The following is an 18,303-nucleotide window of genomic DNA, read 5'->3' as shown; positions in this document are numbered from 1 at the left end:
TCACTCCACGAACAGGGTTGCCGGGCACTCGAGGTAGCCGCGGATGGTCTGGATGAACTCGGCCGCCACCATGCCGTCGATCACGCGATGGTCGAAGGAGGACGACAGGTTCATTGTCTTGCGCGCGACCATGGCGCCATTCAGGATCACCGGCTTGTCGATGATACGGTTCACGCCGATGATCGCCACTTCCGGCCGGTTGATGACCGGCGTGGTGACGATGCCGCCCAGGGCGCCCAGGCTGGTGATGGTGATGGTGGAACCGCTGAGCTCTTCGCGCAGGGCCTTGCCGCTGCGCGCGCGGCCTCGGCCAGGCGTGCCACTTCGGCGGCGGCCGACCAGGGGTCGCGTGCCTCGGCGTTGCGCACTACCGGTACCATCAGGCCGGCGTCGGTCTGGGCAGCGATGCCCAGGTGGACCGGATTGTAGGTGGTGACGATATTGGCGTCGTCGTCGAAGCGGGCGTTGACGGACGGGTACTTGCGGATCGCGAGCACGGTGGCGCGCATGATCAGCGGCAGCAGTGTGAGCTTCGGACGCTGGCCGGCATAGCGTGCGTTCAGTTGCACGCGCAGCGCTTCCAGTTCGGTGACGTCGATTTCTTCCACATAGGTGAAGTGCGGGATGCGGCGTTTCGCTTCCTGCATCTTCTCGGCGATCTTGCGGCGCATGCCGATGACCGGCATGGCCTGTTCGCCCTCGAGCACGGCATAGCGGCGGTCGCCTTCCGCGGCCTTCTTCTGGCCGCGTGCGACAAATGCGTCGAGGTCGGCATGCTGGATGCGGCCCGCGGGACCGCTGCCGGTGACGAACTGCAGCTCGATGCCCATGTCCCAGGCGCGCTGGCGCACGGCGGGGGAGCGGCCAGCGGCTTTTCGCCGGCAGCGCGGCCGTGGTGGACCGGGCTCGCTGCGCCGCCGCCGGCTTGCGTGTAGGCCGGGGCCGGTTTCGCCGGTGGCGCGGCCCTGGCCGGCGCCGCGGTCTCGGCGCTGGTCACGCTGGTGACGACCGTTTCCGGCTGTGCCACGGTGATCGGGATGAATTCGTCGACGGTGGCGCCACCGCCGGCGCGCGCCGCGGTGGTGCCGGCGCTTTCCGCCGCGGCGACAAAGGCCTGCTTGACTGCTTCGGCCGGCGTTTTCGCATCGCCCTTGAAGTTGCCTGCGCCTTCGACCTCGAGGCGGATCAGCTCGGCGCCGACGGCCATGGCTTCGCCGAGCTTGCCGCCCAGCGAGGTGACGACGCCGTGCACCGGCGAGGGAATCTCGACGGTGGCTTTATCGGTCATGACGTCGGCCAGCACCTGGTCTTCCTTGACCGTGTCGCCCGGCTTGACATGCCATGCCACGACTTCGACCTCGGCGATGCCTTCACCCAGGTCCGGCATCTTGATGACGTGAATACCCATTTATTTCGCCTCCATCGCACGTTTGAACGCGGCGCCGACACGGTCGGGCCCCGGGAAATACGCCCATTCCTGCGCGTGCGGATAGGGAGTATCCCATCCGGTGACGCGCTCGATCGGCGCTTCCAGGTGATAGAAGCAGTGCTCCTGCACGAGTGCAGCCAGTTCCGCGCCAAAACCGCTGGTGCGCGTCGCTTCGTGCACGACCACGCAGCGGCCGGTCTTTTTCACCGACTCGACGATGGTGTCCAGGTCCAGCGGCCACAGGGTGCGCAGGTCGATGATCTCGGCGTCCACGCCCGATTCCATGGCGGCAGCTTCCGAGACCCAGACCATGGTGCCGTAGGTGAGCACGGTCAGGTCGTTGCCCGGCCTGAAAATCGCCGCCTTGTCCAGCGGGACGGTGTAATAGCCTTCCGGGACTTCGCCCAGCGGGTGCTTGGACCACGACACCACCGGACGGTCGTGGTGGCCGTCGAAGGGGCCGTTATACAGTCGCTTCGGTTCCAGGAAGATCACCGGATCGTCGTTCTCGATCGAGGCGATGAGCAAACCCTTGGCGTCGTAGGGATTGGACGGCATCACCGTGCGCAGGCCGCAGACGTGGGTGAACAGGGCCTCCGGGCTCTGGCTATGGGTCTGGCCGCCGTAGATGCCGCCGCCGCAGGGCATGCGGATCGTCATCGGTGCGGTGAAGTCGCCGGCCGAGCGGTAGCGCAGGCGCGCCGCCTCGGAGACGATCTGGTCGGACGCCGGGTAGAAATAATCGGCGAACTGGATTTCCACGACCGGACGCAAACCGTAGGCGCCCATGCCGACGGCGGTACCGACGATGCCGCCTTCGGAAATCGGCGCGTCGAACACCCGGCTCTTGCCATACTTGGCCTGCAGGCCGTCGGTGGCGCGGAAGACGCCGCCGAAGTAGCCGACGTCCTGGCCGTAAATCACTACATTGTCGTCACGGCCGAGCATGACATCCATGGCCGAACGCAGGGCCTGGATCATGGTCATCTGCGTGGTGACCGGATCTTTGTCGCGTGCCATTTTCATACCCCCAGTTGTTGACGTTGGCGGCGCAGGTGCTCGGGCATGTCCTTGTAGACATCCTCGAACATCGACGCGGCGCTCGGTACGCGCCCATCGGCCAGCGTACCGAATTGTTCCGCTTCCTTCTGCGCGGCGATGACCTCGGCTTCGAGGTCGGCCTGCACGCGCTCGTGTTCGTCGTCGGACCAGGCACCGATTTTCGTCAGGTGCTGGCGCAGGCGATTGATCGGGTCGCCGAGCGGGAAGCGGGAATAATCGTCCGCCGGGCGGTAGCGCGACGGATCGTCGGAGGTGGAGTGGGGGCCGGCCCGGTAGGTCACCCATTCGATCAGGGTGGGACCGAGGTTGTTGCGGGCGCGTTCCGCCGCCCAGCACGAGGCCGCGTACACGGCCAGGAAGTCGTTGCCGTCCACGCGCAGCGATGCGATGCCGGCCCCGACGCCACGGGCGGCAAAGGTGACGCTCTCGCCGCCGGCGATTGCCTGGAAGGTCGAGATGGCCCACTGGTTGTTCACCACGTTGATGATGCAGGGGGCGCGGTAGACGTGGGCGAAGGTCAGCGCGGTATGGAAGTCGCTTTCCGCGGTGGCGCCGTCGCCGATCCAGGCCGAGGCGATTTTCGTGTCGCCCTTGATGGCCGAGGCCATGGCCCAGCCGACCGCCTGCGGCACCTGCGTCGCCAGGTTGCCGGAAATCGAGAAGAAGCCTTTTTCGCGTACCGAATACATGACCGGCAGCTGGCGTCCCTTCATCGGGTCGCGCTCGTTCGAGAGCAGCTGGCAGATCATGTCGACCATCGGGTATTCGCGCGCCATCAGGAGGCTTTGCTGGCGATAGGTCGGGAAGCACATGTCGCCGTCCTTCAGGGCCAGCGAATGCGCGGTGCCGATGGCTTCCTCGCCGAGCGAGGTCATGTAGAAGGACATTTTCTTCTGGCGCTGGCCGATGACCATGCGCGCATCGAAGATACGCGTCTTCATCATCGTGCGCAGGCCGAAGCGCAGTTGTTCGGGGGAGAGGTCCGGCGCCCAGGGACCGACGGCATTGCCGTCTTCGTCCAGCACGCGGATCAGGGAGGAGACGAGGTCGGCGGTATCGCCGAACTGTGCATCCACCGGTGGCCGGCGGACTTCGCCGGCCTTGCTCAACTGTAAATATGAAAAATCGGTCTTGCAACCCGGACGGCCGGTTGGCTCCGGGACATGCAGCGACAGAGGGTTACCCTGGCTCATAATGCGCGTTTCCTTTGTGAGGTGATGTGCGGCAAGCTGAAATGATAAATCCTGCAAGACCCCGCGCGAACTCTGCAGCGAAGTATTTTCGTGGTGCGATGCAGCATGGCTGATGAAAAATGCGCGGGATTCATGCACGTGGGATGCGGTTTCCCTCCGGGTCGCATGAAGCCGTACGGTGCGCACTGACACGAAAGACAGCGTGGGCTCAAGAGCCCACCCTACGATCTGCTGACGGTGTTGACGTGGTAGGGTGGGCTCTCGAGCCCACGCGGTACAGCGCTGGTATGGACGACACGCTGGCGCTCGGCCGCAGCAGCACAAACCTAGCGTGTTCGCTATTGTGCGACGAGATCCCAGCCAAAGGTGTGCACCTCGAGGATACTACAGCGCCGCCCAGCCACCCCCCAGCGCCCGGTACAGCGCGACCAGGTTATCGATTTGTGTGCGCCGCAACGTCACCAGGTTCAGCTCTACCTGGAATAAATTGCGCTGGGCGTCGAGTTGCTCGAGATAAGAGGCGTAGCCGGCCTGGTAGCGGTCGCGCGCATAGCCGAGCGAGCGCGCCAGGATCTCGCGCCTTTGCTGCGCGTGGCCTACCTGTGCCGAAAGCCGCGGCACACCCGCAAGCGCATTTTCCACCTCCGAAAAGGCGGTGAGCACGGCGCGCCGGTAGGCGAATGCTGCCTGGTCGCGCTGGGAAGCAGCCGCCGCGTATCCGGCGCGCAGGCGCCCGCCGGAGAACAGCGGCGCCAGCACGCTGCCACCAATGCTCCAGACCGTGACCGGATCGTAATCCAGCGCATTGACGAACAGGCTGCCCAGCTGGGCGCTGAGCGACACCTGGGGCAGGAAGGCCTGGCGGCGCAGCGCGAGCGCCGTGTCGCTGGCCGCCAGCAGCAGCGCGCGCTGGGCAATGTCGGGCCGGCGCGCGAGCAGCTGCGAGGGCAGGGCCTGGGGCACGGGCGGCAGCAGCAGGGCATCGAAGGCCTTGCCGCGCTCGAGCGGCCGGGGAGCTCGCCCGCGAGCAGGCGCACGGCGTTTTCCTGGCGCCGCACGGCCAGTTCCAGTTCCGGAATGGCCTGCAACACCGACTGGTATTCCGACTGGGCCTGGGTCAGCTGCAGCTGCGAGATATAGCCGACCCGCGCCTGGTCGGTCGCCAGGCGCAAAGCTTCCGCGCGCGAGGCCACGGTTTCATGGGTGATGAAGAGCTGGGCATCGAGCGCCAGCAGGGCGATGTAATTCTGGGCGGTGGTCGAGGCCACGGCCAGCAGCACGGCATCGCGCTCGGCCTGGCTGGCGCGGTACTGCAGCGTGGCCGCGCGCACCTGGTTGCGGATGCGCCCGAACAGGTCCGGCTCCCAGCTGGCCTGGAGCGCCGGCTGGATCGTCTTGCTGTCGCTGATGCCGGTGGCCTGCAGCGCCCGGCCGGCCTGTACGCCCAGTGCGCCGTTCACGGCTGGCAGGCGCGCCGCTTCCGCCAGCTCGGCCTGGGCGCGCGCTTCGTCGACCCGCGCCACGGCGATCAGGACATCGCTGTTGCGGGCAAGTGCCGCCGCTACCAGCTCATCGAGCCTCGGGTCGCCAAAGGCACGCCACCAGCGCGGCTCGACGCTTGCGTTGCCTTCGGCAGGCTCGCGCCAGGCGGCCGGTGGCGTTACCTGCGAGCCCGCCGGCGCCGCACGCCAGGCCGGCAGGCAGCCCGACAGGCTGGCCGCGCCCAGCGCCGCCAGCAAACCCGTGAACGCGCGCCGGCTCCTCATCGGCCACCCGCCGCACCGGCCCGAGCGTCCTGGCGCGGCACCGCGCCTGTATCGACTTCGGCCGTCACCGACATGCCCGGCCGCAGCCGCCGCGCCAGCTCCTGGCTCGGGTCGATGGCGATGCGCACCGGCAGGCGCTGCACGACCTTGGTGAAGTTGCCCGAAGCGTTGTCGGGGCGCAGCACCGAGAACTCGAACCCGTCGCTGGCGCGATCTGCTCGACGTGGCCGGTGAGGGAGGCGCCTTCGAAGGCGTCGACCGTGAAGCGCGCCGGCTGGCCGACGCGCATGCGCCAGGTCTGGCCCTCCTTGAAGTTGGCTACCACCCACAGCTGGTCGGGCACCAGGAACAGCAGCTGCGAGCCGGCCGTCACGTACTGGCCGCGGCGCACGGTCGCCTCGCTGACCTGGCCGTCGCGCGGCGCCTTGATCACCGTGTTGGACAGGTCGATCTTCGCCAGCGCGAGGGCTGCCTCGGCCATGCTGACCTGGGCCTGCAAGCCGCCACGCGAAACGGTCGTGGACTTGATGCGCTGGCCGGCGATGTCGATGTCGGCCCGCGCTTTCAGGACGTTTGCCGCGGCCACCCGCGCCGAGGTGCGCACGCGGTCGCGTTCGCTCAGCGACACGGATCCGCGCTCGGCCAGCTCGTCGACCCGGGCCTGTTCTGCGCGCGCACGCGCCAGTTCCGCTTCGGCCGCGGCCAGGTTGGCACGCGCCGAGCCGCGCGACGCCGTGTTCTGGGCCTGGGTCTGCTCGGCGTTGTTCAACTGGGCGACGGCATTGGCCAGCTGGCCTTCGGCCTGGCGCACCCGCTCGGCATACACGCGGTCGTCGATGCGCAGCAATTCCTGGCCGGCCTTGACGTACTGGTAGTCCTTCACCAGCACCTCGGTGACATAGCCGTTGACCTGCGGCGAGAGCACGGTGATGGCGCCGCGCACGTAGGCGTTGTCGGTGCTCACCCGCGCCGTGTTGAAGGGACCCAGGTGCCAGGCCCACATGATCAGGGCGATGCCGATTGCCGCCACCACCGCCATCAGCGCGATCGAGCGCGCACTGGCCTTGATGATCTTTGGCGGCGCGGCGGGCGCCGCTGCCGATGTCGCGGCGGGCGTGACCGGCACCACCGGCGGATCGGTCGCCCTGCGGCCGGCTGGCATGGCTGCCGGGGTGCCGGCAGCGCCGTTGGTGGCGCTGTCGTCGGAGTCGGTCGGGGCGGGCGGGTTGGCGGCCGCTTCGTCGAGTTCTTCGCGGGTGGGACGGGAAGGCTGGTTCATGGAATCTCAGGTGTTGACGGCGCGCGCGGGCGCCGGGTTGGCTGGAGCGGCGGCGGCCGCATCGAGCCTGCGGTTGCGGATCGCGGCGCGGATCGCCACGAACAGGGACCAGAACAGGAACAGCAGGGCCAGTACGCCGCTCAAGGCAAACACGTCGTTAAAGGCCCGCACGTTCGCTTCGCGCCGGGCGATCTGGGCCAGCAGCGCCGTGCCCTGCGCCGCGCGCTGGACCGGATCGAGGACCGTGGCGCGATACACGCCCGTTTGCTGCTGCAGGCGCTGCGCCACCTGCGGGTCGGCCGGGTTGATCTGCGCGACCAGTTCGCTCGAATACACCTGCTCGCGATGCAGCTGGTAAGTGCTGAGCAGAGCCGAGCCGGTCATCGCACCCAGGGTCTGCGTCATCGACAGCACCACCGTGAAGGTGATGACATAGTTGGGGCCGAACTTCAATGCCTGGGTGATGCCCAGCAGGACCAGGGGGCCGAGGAACATGCCGCTGCCGACCGCCATCAGGAACTGGCTGAAGAAGAAGTCCTGCGGGCGGTCCAGGCTGGTGCGGCCGTAGTCCAGCACCGCCGCGGACCCCAGCAGCACGATGGCGACGATGATCTGCGGGATCAGCGTCTTCGGGCTGAAGCTGAGCGAGCTGGCGGCGATGCCGAGCACGGTGCCGGCCAGGATCACGGCAAACAGGGGCTGCATCTGATCCGGGCCCATGCCGAGGGTGCGCAGCAGGCCGACCGCGCCGAAAGTCTGCTCCGAGGTCAGGAAGCGGATCAGGAAGGCGCCGACGATGAAGCGCAACATGGTGGGCGTCATCAGCCAGCGGGTCTGGATCAGCGGGTTGGCGCGGTGGTGCTCGATGTAGAAGGCAGTGCTGATCAGGACCACCGCGCCAATGAGCAGGTAGGCCAGCCAGGGCTCGTCGAACCACCATTGGCTGTAGCCCTGGGCCAGCGCGGCGACCAGCATCGCCGCGCCCGGCGCCATGAGGGCAAAGGTGAGGAAGTCGAGTTTTTCGAAGACCTTGATGTGCATGCCCGGCGGGAGTTTGAGGATCACCACGGCCGCCAGCGAGCACAGTGCGAGGCCGGCTTCGAACAGATACAGGTTGTGCCACTGGCCATACACCAGCAGCGTGGGCGAGAGCAGCCAGGCCAGCGGCGTGGCCAGGCTGGGGATGCCGACCCCGAGTACGACCATCTTGCCGGTGTAGGCGCGCGGCATGGCCTGCAGCATGTAGAGCATCGACAGCGTGGTGGCGGCCGCGCCGGCGAAGCCGCTGACGGCGCGCACGGCAACGGCCATCGCGAAGCCGCCCACCAGCAGGTGCAGCAGCGTGACGGCCGCGTACAGTCCAAGGCCGATCTCGGTGAAGATGCGCATGCCGTACTGCTGGCGGAACTTGAAGACCAGCAGGTTCACCGTGATGTTGACCATCACGTAGGCGGCCGGCAGCCAGGTGCCTTCCGACGGGGTCAGGCCGAGCTGGCCCTGGATGGTGGCCAGGTTGGCCGAGACGAGCGCATTGCCCAGGCCACCGGTGAGGCCCACCAGGAGGGCGACGAGCGCATACGCCAGGCGCACCAGCGGCGGGTGCCAGGGCATCGCGGGGGAGCCGGGCAGCCCCGGCTTTTTCGTGCTCTTCCCAGTTCGGCGTGGGCTTTAGCAGCACGACCATCTAGCGCTCCGGCCACGCTGCGACGCCGGCCGCCAGCAGGTCGAGCGTGCGCTTGACGAGCGCGCGCCGCCGCGCCGGCGAGCTGCCGCGCAGGGTCGCGCCCAGCATGCCGCAGACCAGGGGCATATCGGCGGGCTTGAGGTCGGCGCGGCAGGACCCGCTGCGCACGGCTTTGGCCAGCGGCGCGCGGAACAGCCGCGCTATACGCTCGCCGGGCCCGCGCGCGGTCGACACCGCATCGAGGGCACGCCAGTAGTCCGCCAGCGCGGGCGCGGCGACGATGCGCAGCGCCACCGCTTCGAGGAGGACAAAGAAGTCGGCGCCGCCATGTTCAAGCTCGAGTTGCGCGAGCGCGCGGTCGAACAGGGCCTCGACCAGGGCGGCGCGCTCGGGGAAGTTACGGTACAGCGTGGCGCGGCCGACGCCGGCTTGCGCCACCACCAGGTCGAGCGGCGCCGTGATGCCGTGGGCGGCGAACACCGCGTCGGCCGCATCGAGGATCTGCTCGCGCCGCAGCGCGGCATCGGATCGGAGCGTGGTCATTCGGTTCTGGACAGGCTTGTCCGCTTGGGTCAGTGGACGACAGGCCAGCCCAGGCCGGCGTTGTCGGTTTGCTACCAGAATACTGGGTTGCGGCGGCGGCGAGCGCACGGGACGGGGCAGGTGCGGACGGCGTGGGCACGGGGCGCCCACCCTACCGTTTGCGGCTAGCTCCTCAGCCTCAGGCTGCAGGGGGCGCAGTGAACCCCTGCGCCAGGGACCAATCAGGAGGCGGGCGGCGGCGCCACCGCTCGCCAGCGCGCCTCGAACTCGCTCATCGGCACCGGCCCCGCGTGCCGGCGCACGGGCCCCGGCCAGGAGGGTGTCGGCGCCGGGTTGGCCATCGGTACCAGTCAGCTGCGCGCCACCTTGCGGCGCCGCGTCACCCGGCGCCAGGGGTTGTTCGAACGATTTCATGCGCGCCGTGAAGATAAATCCAGCGCCCAGTCTAACGAAACCGGCGCCGCCCCGGCACGAGCGAGCGGCTAGGCCGTGCGGGCGCCGCGCCGGCGCAGGGCGTAGCCGGCGCAGAGTAGCAGCAGCCAGGCCGGAATCAGGTACACCGATACGCGCAGGCCGGGCGTCAGGTACATGACCGCCAGGATGCCGGCCAGGAAAGCCAGGCACAGCCAGTTCGAGAACGGATGCAGGGGACTCGGAAAGCCCGTCGGCTTGCCGGCGCGCAGCGTGCGAAAACGCATGTGTACGATGGAAATCGTGGCCCAGTTGATGATCAGTCCCGCCACCGCCAGGCCCATCATCAGGCCGAAGGCCTCGCGCGGCATGAAGTAGTTCACGCTGATGCAGACCAGCGTGGCAAAGGCGGAGACAGCCAGCGCGACGACCGGCGCGCCGTTACGGCTCAGTTTCAAAAGCGCGCGCGGCGCATTGCCCTGGACCGCCAGGCCGTAGAGCATGCGCGTGTTGGCGTAGACCGCGCTGTTGTAGACCGACAGTGCGGCGGTGAGCACGACGAAGTTCAGCGCATGGGCGACGAACTTGCTGTCGAGGGCATCGAAGATCAGGACGAAAGGACTGCCTTCGGCGCCGACCCGCTGCCAGGGATAGAGGGAGAGCAGCACGAACAGGGCGCCGATATAGAAGATCAGCACGCGGTAGAGGGCCTGGTTGGTAGCGCGCGGGATCGAGCGCGCCGGATCGTCCGCCTCGGCCGCGGTGATGCCGATCAGTTCCAGTCCGCCGAAGGAGAACATGATGACCGCCATCGACATCGCCAGCCCGGCCGCGCCATTCGGGAAGAAGCCGCCGTTGCGCCACAGGTTGGCTACGCCGGCCTGCGGTCCGCCCGTGCCGGAGGCCAGCAGGTAGATGCCGAACAGGATCATGCCGACCACCGCCACCACCTTGATGACGGCGAACCAGAACTCCAGTTCGCCGAACGCGCGCACGTTGAGGAGGCTCAGCGAATTGACGAGCACGAAGAAGATCAGCGCGGATTCCCAGGCGGGGACCTGCGGGAACCAGTACTGGACGTAGATACCGACGGCCGACAGTTCGGCCATGCTGACGAGCACGTACATGACCCAGTAGTTCCAGCCGGCCACGAAACCGGCCATGTGGCCGCCGTACTTGTCGGCAAAATGGCTGACCGACCCCGCGACCGGCTCATCGACCACCAGTTCGGCCAGCTGGCGCATGATGAGGAAGGCGATGATGCCGGCGATGCCGTAGCCGAGCAGGGCGGCCGGCCCGGCCATCGGGATGGTCTGGCCGATGCCGAGGAAGAGGCCGGTGCCGATGGCGCCGCCGAGGGCGATCAGCTGGATATGGCGGCTCTTCAGGCCGCGCCGCAACTGCTGGGCCGCTTCCTTTTGTTTGGGAAGCTGCCGCTGGGAAAGGTCATGCTGGGTGGGTTCTGCCATTGCTGCCTGCGCCGGTAAGTGCAAAGGAATAGGATTCTAATGCAGTTCCGACATGCAAACATGCAATATTCCACCGCCCCCCTGCATGCGGCAAATCCCGCATGCAGGGGGGCGCCGGCTTCCCGCTCATGGGGTGGCGCCGCCCAGCAGCTTGTCGAGGTAGGGGTGGACTCCCTGGCGCACCGCGACCGCCTCGTTGTTGGCCCGCGTTCCCTCGACGCCCGACAGGCCGCGCGACTGCACCCCGACGAGATAGGTGGCCGGACGCGTTCCCGGCGTACTGTCGAAGGTGAAAAGCGGGGCGCCGCTGGTGCGCCCGAAGGTCTGGCAGAAGTGACGCAGGCTGCCGCGGTCGCTGACGAGGCTGCGGCAGATGGGGCTGCGATGCACCCGCACGAACTTGCGCCACTCGCCGCTGGCCACCGTGGCTTCGTCGGTGGGCAGCGTTTCCTCCTTCAGGCGCGCGCTCAGCAGATAGGCGCGGTAGACGAATTCCTGAAATCCGATGACGGTCATGTAGCTGCCCTGGCGGCTCTGCGGCGGCACCGCCACCGCCGGCCTGGCCGTATCGTCCGGAACGGCACGCGTGGCGTCCGCCGCCTCGACCGACAGCAGCACCAGGTCCTCGTCGATCCTGGGCCGCGAGGTGGGGTAGGACAGGGGCAGTACGGCGCCGTCCCTGGCGATCTCGCCGCTGACGACGTAGCCGAAGCGGCGCTGTTTCGGATCGAAGCGCACCGACGTGGCCTGGGCGTAGGGGACGAAGGTCAGCGCCCCGGGAGCGACCGCGTCCTGGGCGGGGGCGAGCAGCTGTTCGCGCGCCAGGCAGTGACGGGCGGTGAGCACGCTTGCCGGGCTCGCCCTCCAGGCCGAACACAGGATCTTCATCGGCAGGCCAGGCACCACCCGCACCAGGATGCCGGCCTGCTGGAGCAGGGCCTCGTCGCGCTTGCTGGCCGCCGTCTCCAGGCACTCGTCTCGTCGAACTGCGCATACAGGGCGAAGCAGGCCGCCACCTCCGGCTTCCTGTCCGCACCCAGGGCGCCAGGGCGCCCATCGCCGCCCGCAGCCAGGCATTGCACCCGGAAGCGTTCGTCGTCGACCAGGCTGTAACCCGAGGCGTCCTGCAGGCGCATCTCTTTCACTGCGCTGCTGCACGCGGCGCTGTCCTGCTTCGCCAGCCCCAGCGCGGCGATTTCCGCCGTACTGGAAGGCAGGGGCAGCTTGTGCACCTGGGTCAGCACCACGCCCGCCGGCCCCGGGTCCACTTCCTGGCATTGGGGGCAGGACCCGCGGGGACGCTTGATGGTGCCGGGCGCGAGACCCCATTCGCGCGGGACGTCCAGTTCCTTCGAGTCGCGCACGAGGTCGTCGAAGGTGTATTTCTGCATCTTCCCGGCCTTGATGATGGCCGAGACCCTCGGGTCCTCGGTGGACGAATCGAATTTGTCCGGGAACGCGCGTCCCTGCCGCCAGCCTGGTGGCAATTTGCCCTTCATTCCGTTCAGGAGTGCGGGATCGATCTTCCCGTTCCAGGCGGGGTAGCCGCGGCTGCCCTCAAGTATCCATTTGTCGGTCGTATCGAGGCCGCTGCCCTGTTCCAGTTCCGGCAACTTGCCGAGCCGGCCCAGCGACCCGGCCGCGGACTTGTCCTTGAGGATGGACTGCTCCTGGCCGATCCGTTCGGCCGCGGCCATGCCGGCGCCGACCGACGCGCCGGCCTGGCCCAGCGCCACCCCGCAGGGAAGGAGCGCCAGGGCCGCGCCGAGGAGGGCGCCGAGGACGGCGCAATGCGCGCGCGGGTTCACGACAAGCCCGCTTCGAACAGTTTTGCTTCCAGTTCGCGCCGCACCAGCAGGCCGCGCGCATTCCTTTCGTTAGCCCAGATGACCTTCATGTCGCGCAGGTAGCGCGGAATCGTGTCGAACTCGCGGTTCTGCATGGCGACCCGGCACTGGTGCATGTGAATGCGGCGCGGGTTGTCCGGATCGGTGTCGCTGCCGCGGTTGTAGACGAGGGACACGAGCGCGCCCAGGCTCATGTCGGACAGCTCGGCACAATGCGGGAAGGCGTCCTCGGTTTCCGCGACCACGAAGGGCAGGAAGCGCTGGAACTGCTGCTGCGCGACATCCCATTCCACGTGTACGTGCCCGACCGAAGCCACCCGTGGCGCCGCGGCGGCGCCCTGCACCCTGCATACCGGGCTGAGGTCGGCGATCTGGGCAGGCGTCAACAGGTCCTTCCAGTGATCGGCGAAGGCCTTCGGCTTGACGAAGCCGAGGTCGTAGCCGAAGCCGATGGTCACGCCCGACCTGCCGCCCGGCCAGGTCGGCTGCCGATAGGATTTCTCGTACCTGGCGCGATTCGAGATTTCGGCGCTGACGATGAGCTCGATGGCACGCGGGTGGATGCGGCGTTCGGAGCGGCGCCCTGCCATGCTGGTCTGGGTTTCGGTCAGGGCGTCGTCGCGGAACTCGAGCTCCCGCCAGGCCCGTGCGGAATCGAGCTCGGCATCGCGCAGGGCTTGCGCGAGCGCGGCGTCGAAGTCGGCGATGCTGGCACGGGCATGCGCGGGTGCGCGTGTCGCTTGCTGCAGGCAGCCGCTGAGGGTGCCGCCCAGGAGCGGTATCGTGGACAGGAACAGGCGACGTTAATAGCGGCCGCAGGACGGCCGGGCATGCTCAGCCGACGCGGTCTTCCGGCACTGCCTCGCCCTCGACGGGTTCGGGTGGCGCCGGCGCGTGCACGACCAGCAGGCGGTCGATGCGGTTGCCGTCCATGTCGACGACCTCGAAGCGGTAGTCGCCCCACTGCACGGTTTCCGAGGCCTGGGGGATGTAGCCGAGCTGGTAGAGGACGAAGCCGGCCAGGGTGTGGTAGGCACTGGCGTCCTCGCCGGGGAAACGTTCGTTCGTTGCCATCAGGTCGCGGAAGCGGTCGAGCGCCATGCCGCCGTCGAGCAGCCAGCTGCCGTCCTCGCGCTGGACCGCGTCGGGATCGTGCTCCTCGCCGATGACGGTGACGTCGCCGACCAGGGCGCTCATCACGTCGGTCAGCGTGACCATGCCCTGGATGTCGCCGTACTCGTCGACGATCAGCGCGAGTTCCGCATTATTCTTCTTGAACAGTTCCAGCAGGGCCATGCCGCTCACGGTCTCGGGCACATACAGGATTTCCTGCACCGCGCCGGCGATGTCGATGGCGTCCAGGGTGCCGGCCCGCACCGCCTGGGCCAGCAGGTCGCGCGTATGGACGAAACCGGCGATCTGCGAACGGTCGCCGCGGCAGACCGGCATGCGGCTGTAGCGGCTGTTGGCGATGCGTTCGAGGTTGTCCTCGCGCGTGGCTTCCAGGTCGACGAAGCTGACGTCCACGCGCGGCGTCATGAGGGCTTTCAGGTGCTGGTCGTCCAGGCGCAGGGCGCGCGAGACGATGTCGAATTCGGTCTTCTCGAACACGCCGGCATCGGTGCTCTCCTTGATCATGCCGGTGATGTCTTCCTCGGTCGGCGCCTCCTCCTTGTGGCGGCCGATGCCGAGCAGGCGCACGATGGCCTCGGTCGTGAGCGACAGGATTTTCACGAAGGGCTTCATCACGATCGACAGGGTGCGCAGGGGCGGGGCGATCCAGGTCGCCATCGCCTCCGGGTACTGCATGGCGATGCGTTTCGGCACCAGCTCGCCAAGGATGATCGAGACAAAGGTGATGCAGATGACCACCAGCCCCAGGGCCAGCTGGTAGGCGTAGGGCGCGGTGAGGGGCATCTCCTTGAACCATGGGGTCAGGCGCGCGACCAGCGAGGCTTCGCCGAAGGCACCGTTGAAGATGCTGATCACGGTGATGCCGACCTGGACGGTGGAAAGGAAGTTGCTCGGCTCGTCCGCCAGGTCGAGCGCGGTACGGGCGCCGCGGCTGCCTTCCTGGGCCTGTTTTTCGAGCCGCATGCGCTTGGCCGACACCAGCGCCAGTTCCGACATGGCGAAGACGCCATTCAGGAGGATCAGAAAGAGGATGATCAGGATGTCTGTCATGGTACGACGATGTGCTCCGGCGAAGTTCCAGCCGGCGCCGGGGCCGGATGCGGGACGCCTTTGTCATGGGCGCCCTGGCGCAATCATCGCATGCGAGCCGGATGCGGGCGCGCACCGGTGAATTGTCAGGTCGTCAACGGTAGGGCCGTGCCCGTGCCCGTGCGCGCCGCGCCCACGGGTTAGAATCGGGGCGGAACGATTCTTTGGCGGGCAGGACGCACATGGGCTGGATAGGCAAGTTGTTGGGCGGCGGCGAGGGCACGGGCAAGGCGGCGGGGATGCTGCACGCGCGCCGGCGGCGCACGAGGACGAGCGCGAGGAGGACACCGCGCCGGCGGCAAGCGCCGCCGAGGTCGACGCCGCCTGGTACCGCTGGCTGGCCGCGGGCGGCGCCTTGCCCGCGGCCGCGACCCTGGAAGGCGAGGTGCTCGCGCGCCTGGCCGCGCTGACGGCCGCGCCCGAGAGCGGCGCCGCGCTGGTGCCGCGCGTTCCCGAAATCATCCCTGAACTGATGCGCCTGCTGCGCGACGAGGACATGAACGTGTCCGCGCTGTCGCGCCACCTGTCGCAGGACCTGGTGCTGGTGGCGGAGGTCTACCGCGAAGCGAACCGGCCATGCTACCGGCCGCGCTACCACGCCGGGCCGCCGGTCAGCAGCATCGACGCCGCCGTCATGCTGCTGGGCCAGAACGGCATGCGCATGCTGCTCGCGCGCGTGGCCTTCCGCCCGGTCATGAGCATGCAGAGCGGGCGCCTGGCGCGGCGGGTGGCCCCGCTCATCTGGCGCCAGTCGGAAAAGTGCGCCCAGGCCGCCGCCCGGCTCGCGCCCGCCATGCGCGCCCACGCTTTCGAAGCCTATCTGGCGGGGCTGATGGCCAACATCGGGCTCGTGGTGGCCTTTCGCCTGATCGACGGCCTGGCGGAGGAGGGCACGGTGCCGCAGTCGCCCGCGTTCGTCGAGGCGCTCCTGATGCGGTCGCGCCTGTTGTCGGCGCAGATCGCGACGCTGTGGGATTTTCCCGAGTCCGTCAGCGCGGCGATCAACGCGTCGGCGGGGCTCGACCCGCTCGACCCGGGCAGCACGGACGCGCCGCCGCTCGCCCGCGTCTGCTGGCGCTGGCCGACCGCCTCGGCAAGCTGCGCCTGCTGGTGGACGGCGCCCGCTTCGCCGCCGACGAACCCTTCGTTGTCGACGGCCTCGGCAAGGCGGCGCTGGCCTGTTTCGCGCAGCTGCAGGACGAGGACGAATAGGGCAGGCGCCGCGGCCCGACACGGGGACGGGCGGTGCGGGCGCTGCCGCACCATGGTGGTGGACTGCGTTGCGCGCCGCTGCCTGGTCCGCCTTGCCATGCTCGAGGCCATTGACGGGCAACTCCCGACTACACCAGCATGTCGCCATGCCCGCCGGGTAAGCCCGCACGCATCATGCGTGCCGTTTGACGCTCGTTCGAATTCGGCATATATTCTCCTCCATCCTTTGGAAACGTTTCCATTCGCGCTACCGGGATCTCTCCCGACCCCATTCAATTCGAGACCAACGCAAGCAAGTTGGCAGGCCGCGGCGCCGGCACATCCGGCCCGCTTTCTTTTGGAGTTAACCGAGGAGTCGAAGTGAATAACCAGAACGAACACCGTCACCCAGAACACACACGGAATTGGAAACCTTTCCACGCGCTTTCCCGAACGTTGGCGGCGTCGCTGCTGCTGGCCTGCGGCGCGCATGCCACGGCCAGCGTCGACAACCCCCAGATCGGCCAGCTGCTGTGGTCCGAGGAATTCAACGGCACCAGCCTGAACACCTCCGTCTGGAACACCTATGACGGCAATGGCTGCCAGATCAACCTGTGCGGCTACGGCAATGCCGAGCTGGAATACTACAGCCCGAACAACCTGTCGATCACCAACGTGCCCTTCGAGTCGGGCACGCGCGCACTGGCCATCCAGGCACGCAGCCAGACCGTCGGCAGCAACGTCTTCACCTCGGGCAAGGTGGACAGCAAGGGCAAGGTGCAGGTGCAGTACGGCATGATCGAGATCCGCCTCAGCACCCCGCCCCTGGGCACTGGCCTGTGGCCGGCCGCCTGGATGCTGGGCGTGAGCCCGCAGACCTGGCCGCGCAACGGCGAGATCGACATCATGGAAATGGGCCACAGGGCCTCCGTGCGCGCCGCCGCCGGATCGCCCTCGACCGACCGTTTCACCGGCTCGAACGTCATCACCTGGCAGCAGGCCGCCTGCGTGCCCGGCAACGAGAGTTGCGCGGCCTCGACCGCCTGGCAGACCAAGAACTGGTACGTTCCCGCGACCTCGCTGGCGAACCGCTTCGTCACCTACCGGATGTACTGGCTTGATAACCAGATGCGCTTTACGGTCGTCGACAACGGCGTCGAGCGCAACATGTACGATGCGCCGCTGCCGGTCAATTCCACCGCGCTGCAGGCGCCGTTCTACCTGCTGCTGAACCTGGCCGTCGGCGGCAACTTCACTGACGCGGCCAGCCCCGGCCAGGTGACGGCGCCGCTGCCGGGCACGATGTATGTGGACTATGTCCGCGTCTACCAGCTCGATGGCAAGGGCAGCGTCAAGCTGGGCAACCAGACCGTGCCGGAGGTGGGCAAGTTTGGCGTGTTCACCGACACCACGGCCGTGAACAGCAAACTCGTTGCGGGGACCAGTTCCGACATCTTCCTGTGGAACGGCGCGTCATCCGGCGCAGGGAACACGGCACCCTTCGAGGGCAGCAACGTCATCGCCTGGAACTACACGGCGCCCGGCCAGTGGTTCGGCGGCGGCGTCCAGGCCCGCCAGGCGCGCGACCTGTCGAACTTCCGCAATGGCACAGTGAAGTTCCGCATCAAGATTCCGGCGAATGTCTCGTTCAACATCGGCGTGGGCGACACCTACACGAACCAGAATTGGGTCAACTTCCCGGCCAACACCACGGCTTACGGCCTGGTGCGCAATGGCGACTGGGCGCAGGCCACGGTGCCGGTATCGACCCTGCTGGGGCCGAAGGTGGCGGCGCAGTCGCTGCTGGACGTGTTCATGATCTCGAGCGACGCCAACCGCTTGCCTGCCTCGACCTTCCAGTTCGCGATCGACGACATCGTCTGGGATTCCGGCAGCACGGTTACCCCGCCGCCGACCACGCCGAGCGGCCCGACCTCGGTGACGCAGACCTCGAGCACCATGCTGCAGTTCAATACCACCACCGGCAGTTGGGCCGACGTGCACTACACGGTCAACAACGGTGCCCAGCAGAACGTGCGCATGCGCCTCGATGGCAGCGTGAACACCTATGTGGCGGGCGGCCTGAAGATCGGCGACGTGGTGCGCTACAGTTTCACCTACTGGGACACGACGCGTAACTTCGCGGTCGATACGGCGCAGCAGAGTTATACGATGAAGTAAGGCTGTCCGGGTCTGCCGGCACTCC

The 18,303-nt window shown here is 67.9% G+C and carries 12 protein-coding genes and 3 pseudogenes; 2 read left to right on the top strand and 13 right to left on the bottom strand.

The features are described from left to right. The 13 genes and pseudogenes from G4G28_RS26135 to G4G28_RS12840 form a co-directional block, all read right to left on the bottom strand. Window positions 1–1,408, bottom strand: a pseudogene (locus G4G28_RS26135) (dihydrolipoamide acetyltransferase family protein). Further along, a complete protein-coding gene (locus tag G4G28_RS12890; RefSeq protein ID WP_202033627.1) occupies window positions 1,409–2,449 on the bottom strand; it encodes an alpha-ketoacid dehydrogenase subunit beta in 1,041 nt (346 codons plus the stop codon). A 2-nt stretch (window positions 2,450–2,451) separates the two neighbouring features. After that, the gene (locus G4G28_RS12885) at window positions 2,452–3,684 is read right to left on the bottom strand and encodes a 3-methyl-2-oxobutanoate dehydrogenase (2-methylpropanoyl-transferring) subunit alpha (protein ID WP_182988566.1); all 1,233 of its coding nucleotides are present in this window, start codon (window positions 3,682–3,684) and stop codon (window positions 2,452–2,454) included. 384 nt (window positions 3,685–4,068) lie between these two features. Further along, window positions 4,069–4,647, bottom strand: a complete 579-nt coding sequence (locus tag G4G28_RS26130; RefSeq protein ID WP_229507612.1) for a TolC family protein — start codon at window positions 4,645–4,647, stop codon at window positions 4,069–4,071. 119 nt (window positions 4,648–4,766) lie between these two features. Continuing rightward, window positions 4,767–5,450: pseudogene (locus G4G28_RS26125) on the bottom strand (TolC family protein); the annotation flags it as partial. Continuing rightward, window positions 5,447–6,612 (bottom strand): annotated as a pseudogene (locus tag G4G28_RS12875) (HlyD family secretion protein). The pseudogenes G4G28_RS26125 and G4G28_RS12875, both read right to left, overlap by 4 nt. Before the next feature lie 123 nt (window positions 6,613–6,735). After that, window positions 6,736–8,340, bottom strand: coding sequence for an MFS transporter (locus G4G28_RS12870; protein WP_202033843.1), 1,605 nt, complete (start codon window positions 8,338–8,340; stop codon window positions 6,736–6,738). A 73-nt stretch (window positions 8,341–8,413) separates the two neighbouring features. Further along, window positions 8,414–8,956, bottom strand: a complete 543-nt coding sequence (locus G4G28_RS12865) for a TetR/AcrR family transcriptional regulator (RefSeq protein WP_183107416.1) — start codon at window positions 8,954–8,956, stop codon at window positions 8,414–8,416. Between the two features lie 482 nt (window positions 8,957–9,438). Continuing rightward, a complete protein-coding gene (locus G4G28_RS12860; protein WP_182988562.1) occupies window positions 9,439–10,836 on the bottom strand; it encodes an amino acid permease in 1,398 nt (465 codons plus the stop codon). 126 nt (window positions 10,837–10,962) lie between these two features. Further along, window positions 10,963–11,724, bottom strand: a complete 762-nt coding sequence (locus G4G28_RS12855; protein ID WP_183107415.1) for a serine protease — start codon at window positions 11,722–11,724, stop codon at window positions 10,963–10,965. Further along, window positions 11,721–12,644, bottom strand: a complete 924-nt coding sequence (locus G4G28_RS12850; protein ID WP_183107414.1) for a hypothetical protein — start codon at window positions 12,642–12,644, stop codon at window positions 11,721–11,723. Before G4G28_RS12850 ends, G4G28_RS12855 begins: the two co-directional genes overlap by 4 nt. Next, a complete protein-coding gene (locus G4G28_RS12845) occupies window positions 12,641–13,273 on the bottom strand; it encodes a hypothetical protein (RefSeq protein WP_182988560.1) in 633 nt (210 codons plus the stop codon). Before G4G28_RS12845 ends, G4G28_RS12850 begins: the two co-directional genes overlap by 4 nt. A gap of 244 nt (window positions 13,274–13,517) precedes the next feature. Further along, window positions 13,518–14,867 carry a hemolysin family protein gene (locus G4G28_RS12840; RefSeq protein WP_182988559.1) on the bottom strand — a complete coding sequence of 450 codons (1,350 nt, stop codon included), beginning with the start codon at window positions 14,865–14,867 and terminating at the stop codon, window positions 13,518–13,520. 394 nt (window positions 14,868–15,261) lie between these two features. Between G4G28_RS12840 and G4G28_RS12835 the strand changes: the two genes are divergently transcribed. Together G4G28_RS12835 and G4G28_RS12830 are read left to right on the top strand one after the other, a co-directional pair. Next, window positions 15,262–16,482 carry an HDOD domain-containing protein gene (locus tag G4G28_RS12835; protein WP_183107413.1) on the top strand — a complete coding sequence of 407 codons (1,221 nt, stop codon included), beginning with the start codon at window positions 15,262–15,264 and terminating at the stop codon, window positions 16,480–16,482. Window positions 16,483–16,553: 71 nt separating this feature from the next. After that, window positions 16,554–18,278, top strand: coding sequence for a glycoside hydrolase family 16 protein (locus G4G28_RS12830; protein WP_229425053.1), 1,725 nt, complete (start codon window positions 16,554–16,556; stop codon window positions 18,276–18,278). Window positions 18,279–18,303 lie beyond the last annotated feature (25 nt).

The organism is Massilia sp. Dwa41.01b (assembly GCF_014171775.1).
In the GTDB taxonomy this organism is placed as follows: domain Bacteria; phylum Pseudomonadota; class Gammaproteobacteria; order Burkholderiales; family Burkholderiaceae_D; genus Telluria.
Note: the sequence above shows the minus strand (reverse complement) of the source record. Positions and strands in the feature narration are given on the sequence as shown.

Coding starts and splice junctions, on each gene's coding strand:
- G4G28_RS12865 (WP_183107416.1), bottom strand. CDS start 8,956: ATGACCACGCTCCGATCCGATGCCGCGCTGCGGCGCGAGCAGATCCTC.
- G4G28_RS12890 (WP_202033627.1), bottom strand. CDS start 2,449: ATGGCACGCGACAAAGATCCGGTCACCACGCAGATGACCATGATCCAG.
- G4G28_RS12855 (WP_183107415.1), bottom strand. CDS start 11,724: ATGAAGATCCTGTGTTCGGCCTGGAGGGCGAGCCCGGCAAGCGTGCTC.
- G4G28_RS12870 (WP_202033843.1), bottom strand. CDS start 8,340: ATGCCCTGGCACCCGCCGCTGGTGCGCCTGGCGTATGCGCTCGTCGCC.
- G4G28_RS12845 (WP_182988560.1), bottom strand. CDS start 13,273: ATGGCAGGGCGCCGCTCCGAACGCCGCATCCACCCGCGTGCCATCGAG.
- G4G28_RS12840 (WP_182988559.1), bottom strand. CDS start 14,867: ATGACAGACATCCTGATCATCCTCTTTCTGATCCTCCTGAATGGCGTC.
- G4G28_RS12885 (WP_182988566.1), bottom strand. CDS start 3,684: ATGAGCCAGGGTAACCCTCTGTCGCTGCATGTCCCGGAGCCAACCGGC.
- G4G28_RS12860 (WP_182988562.1), bottom strand. CDS start 10,836: ATGGCAGAACCCACCCAGCATGACCTTTCCCAGCGGCAGCTTCCCAAA.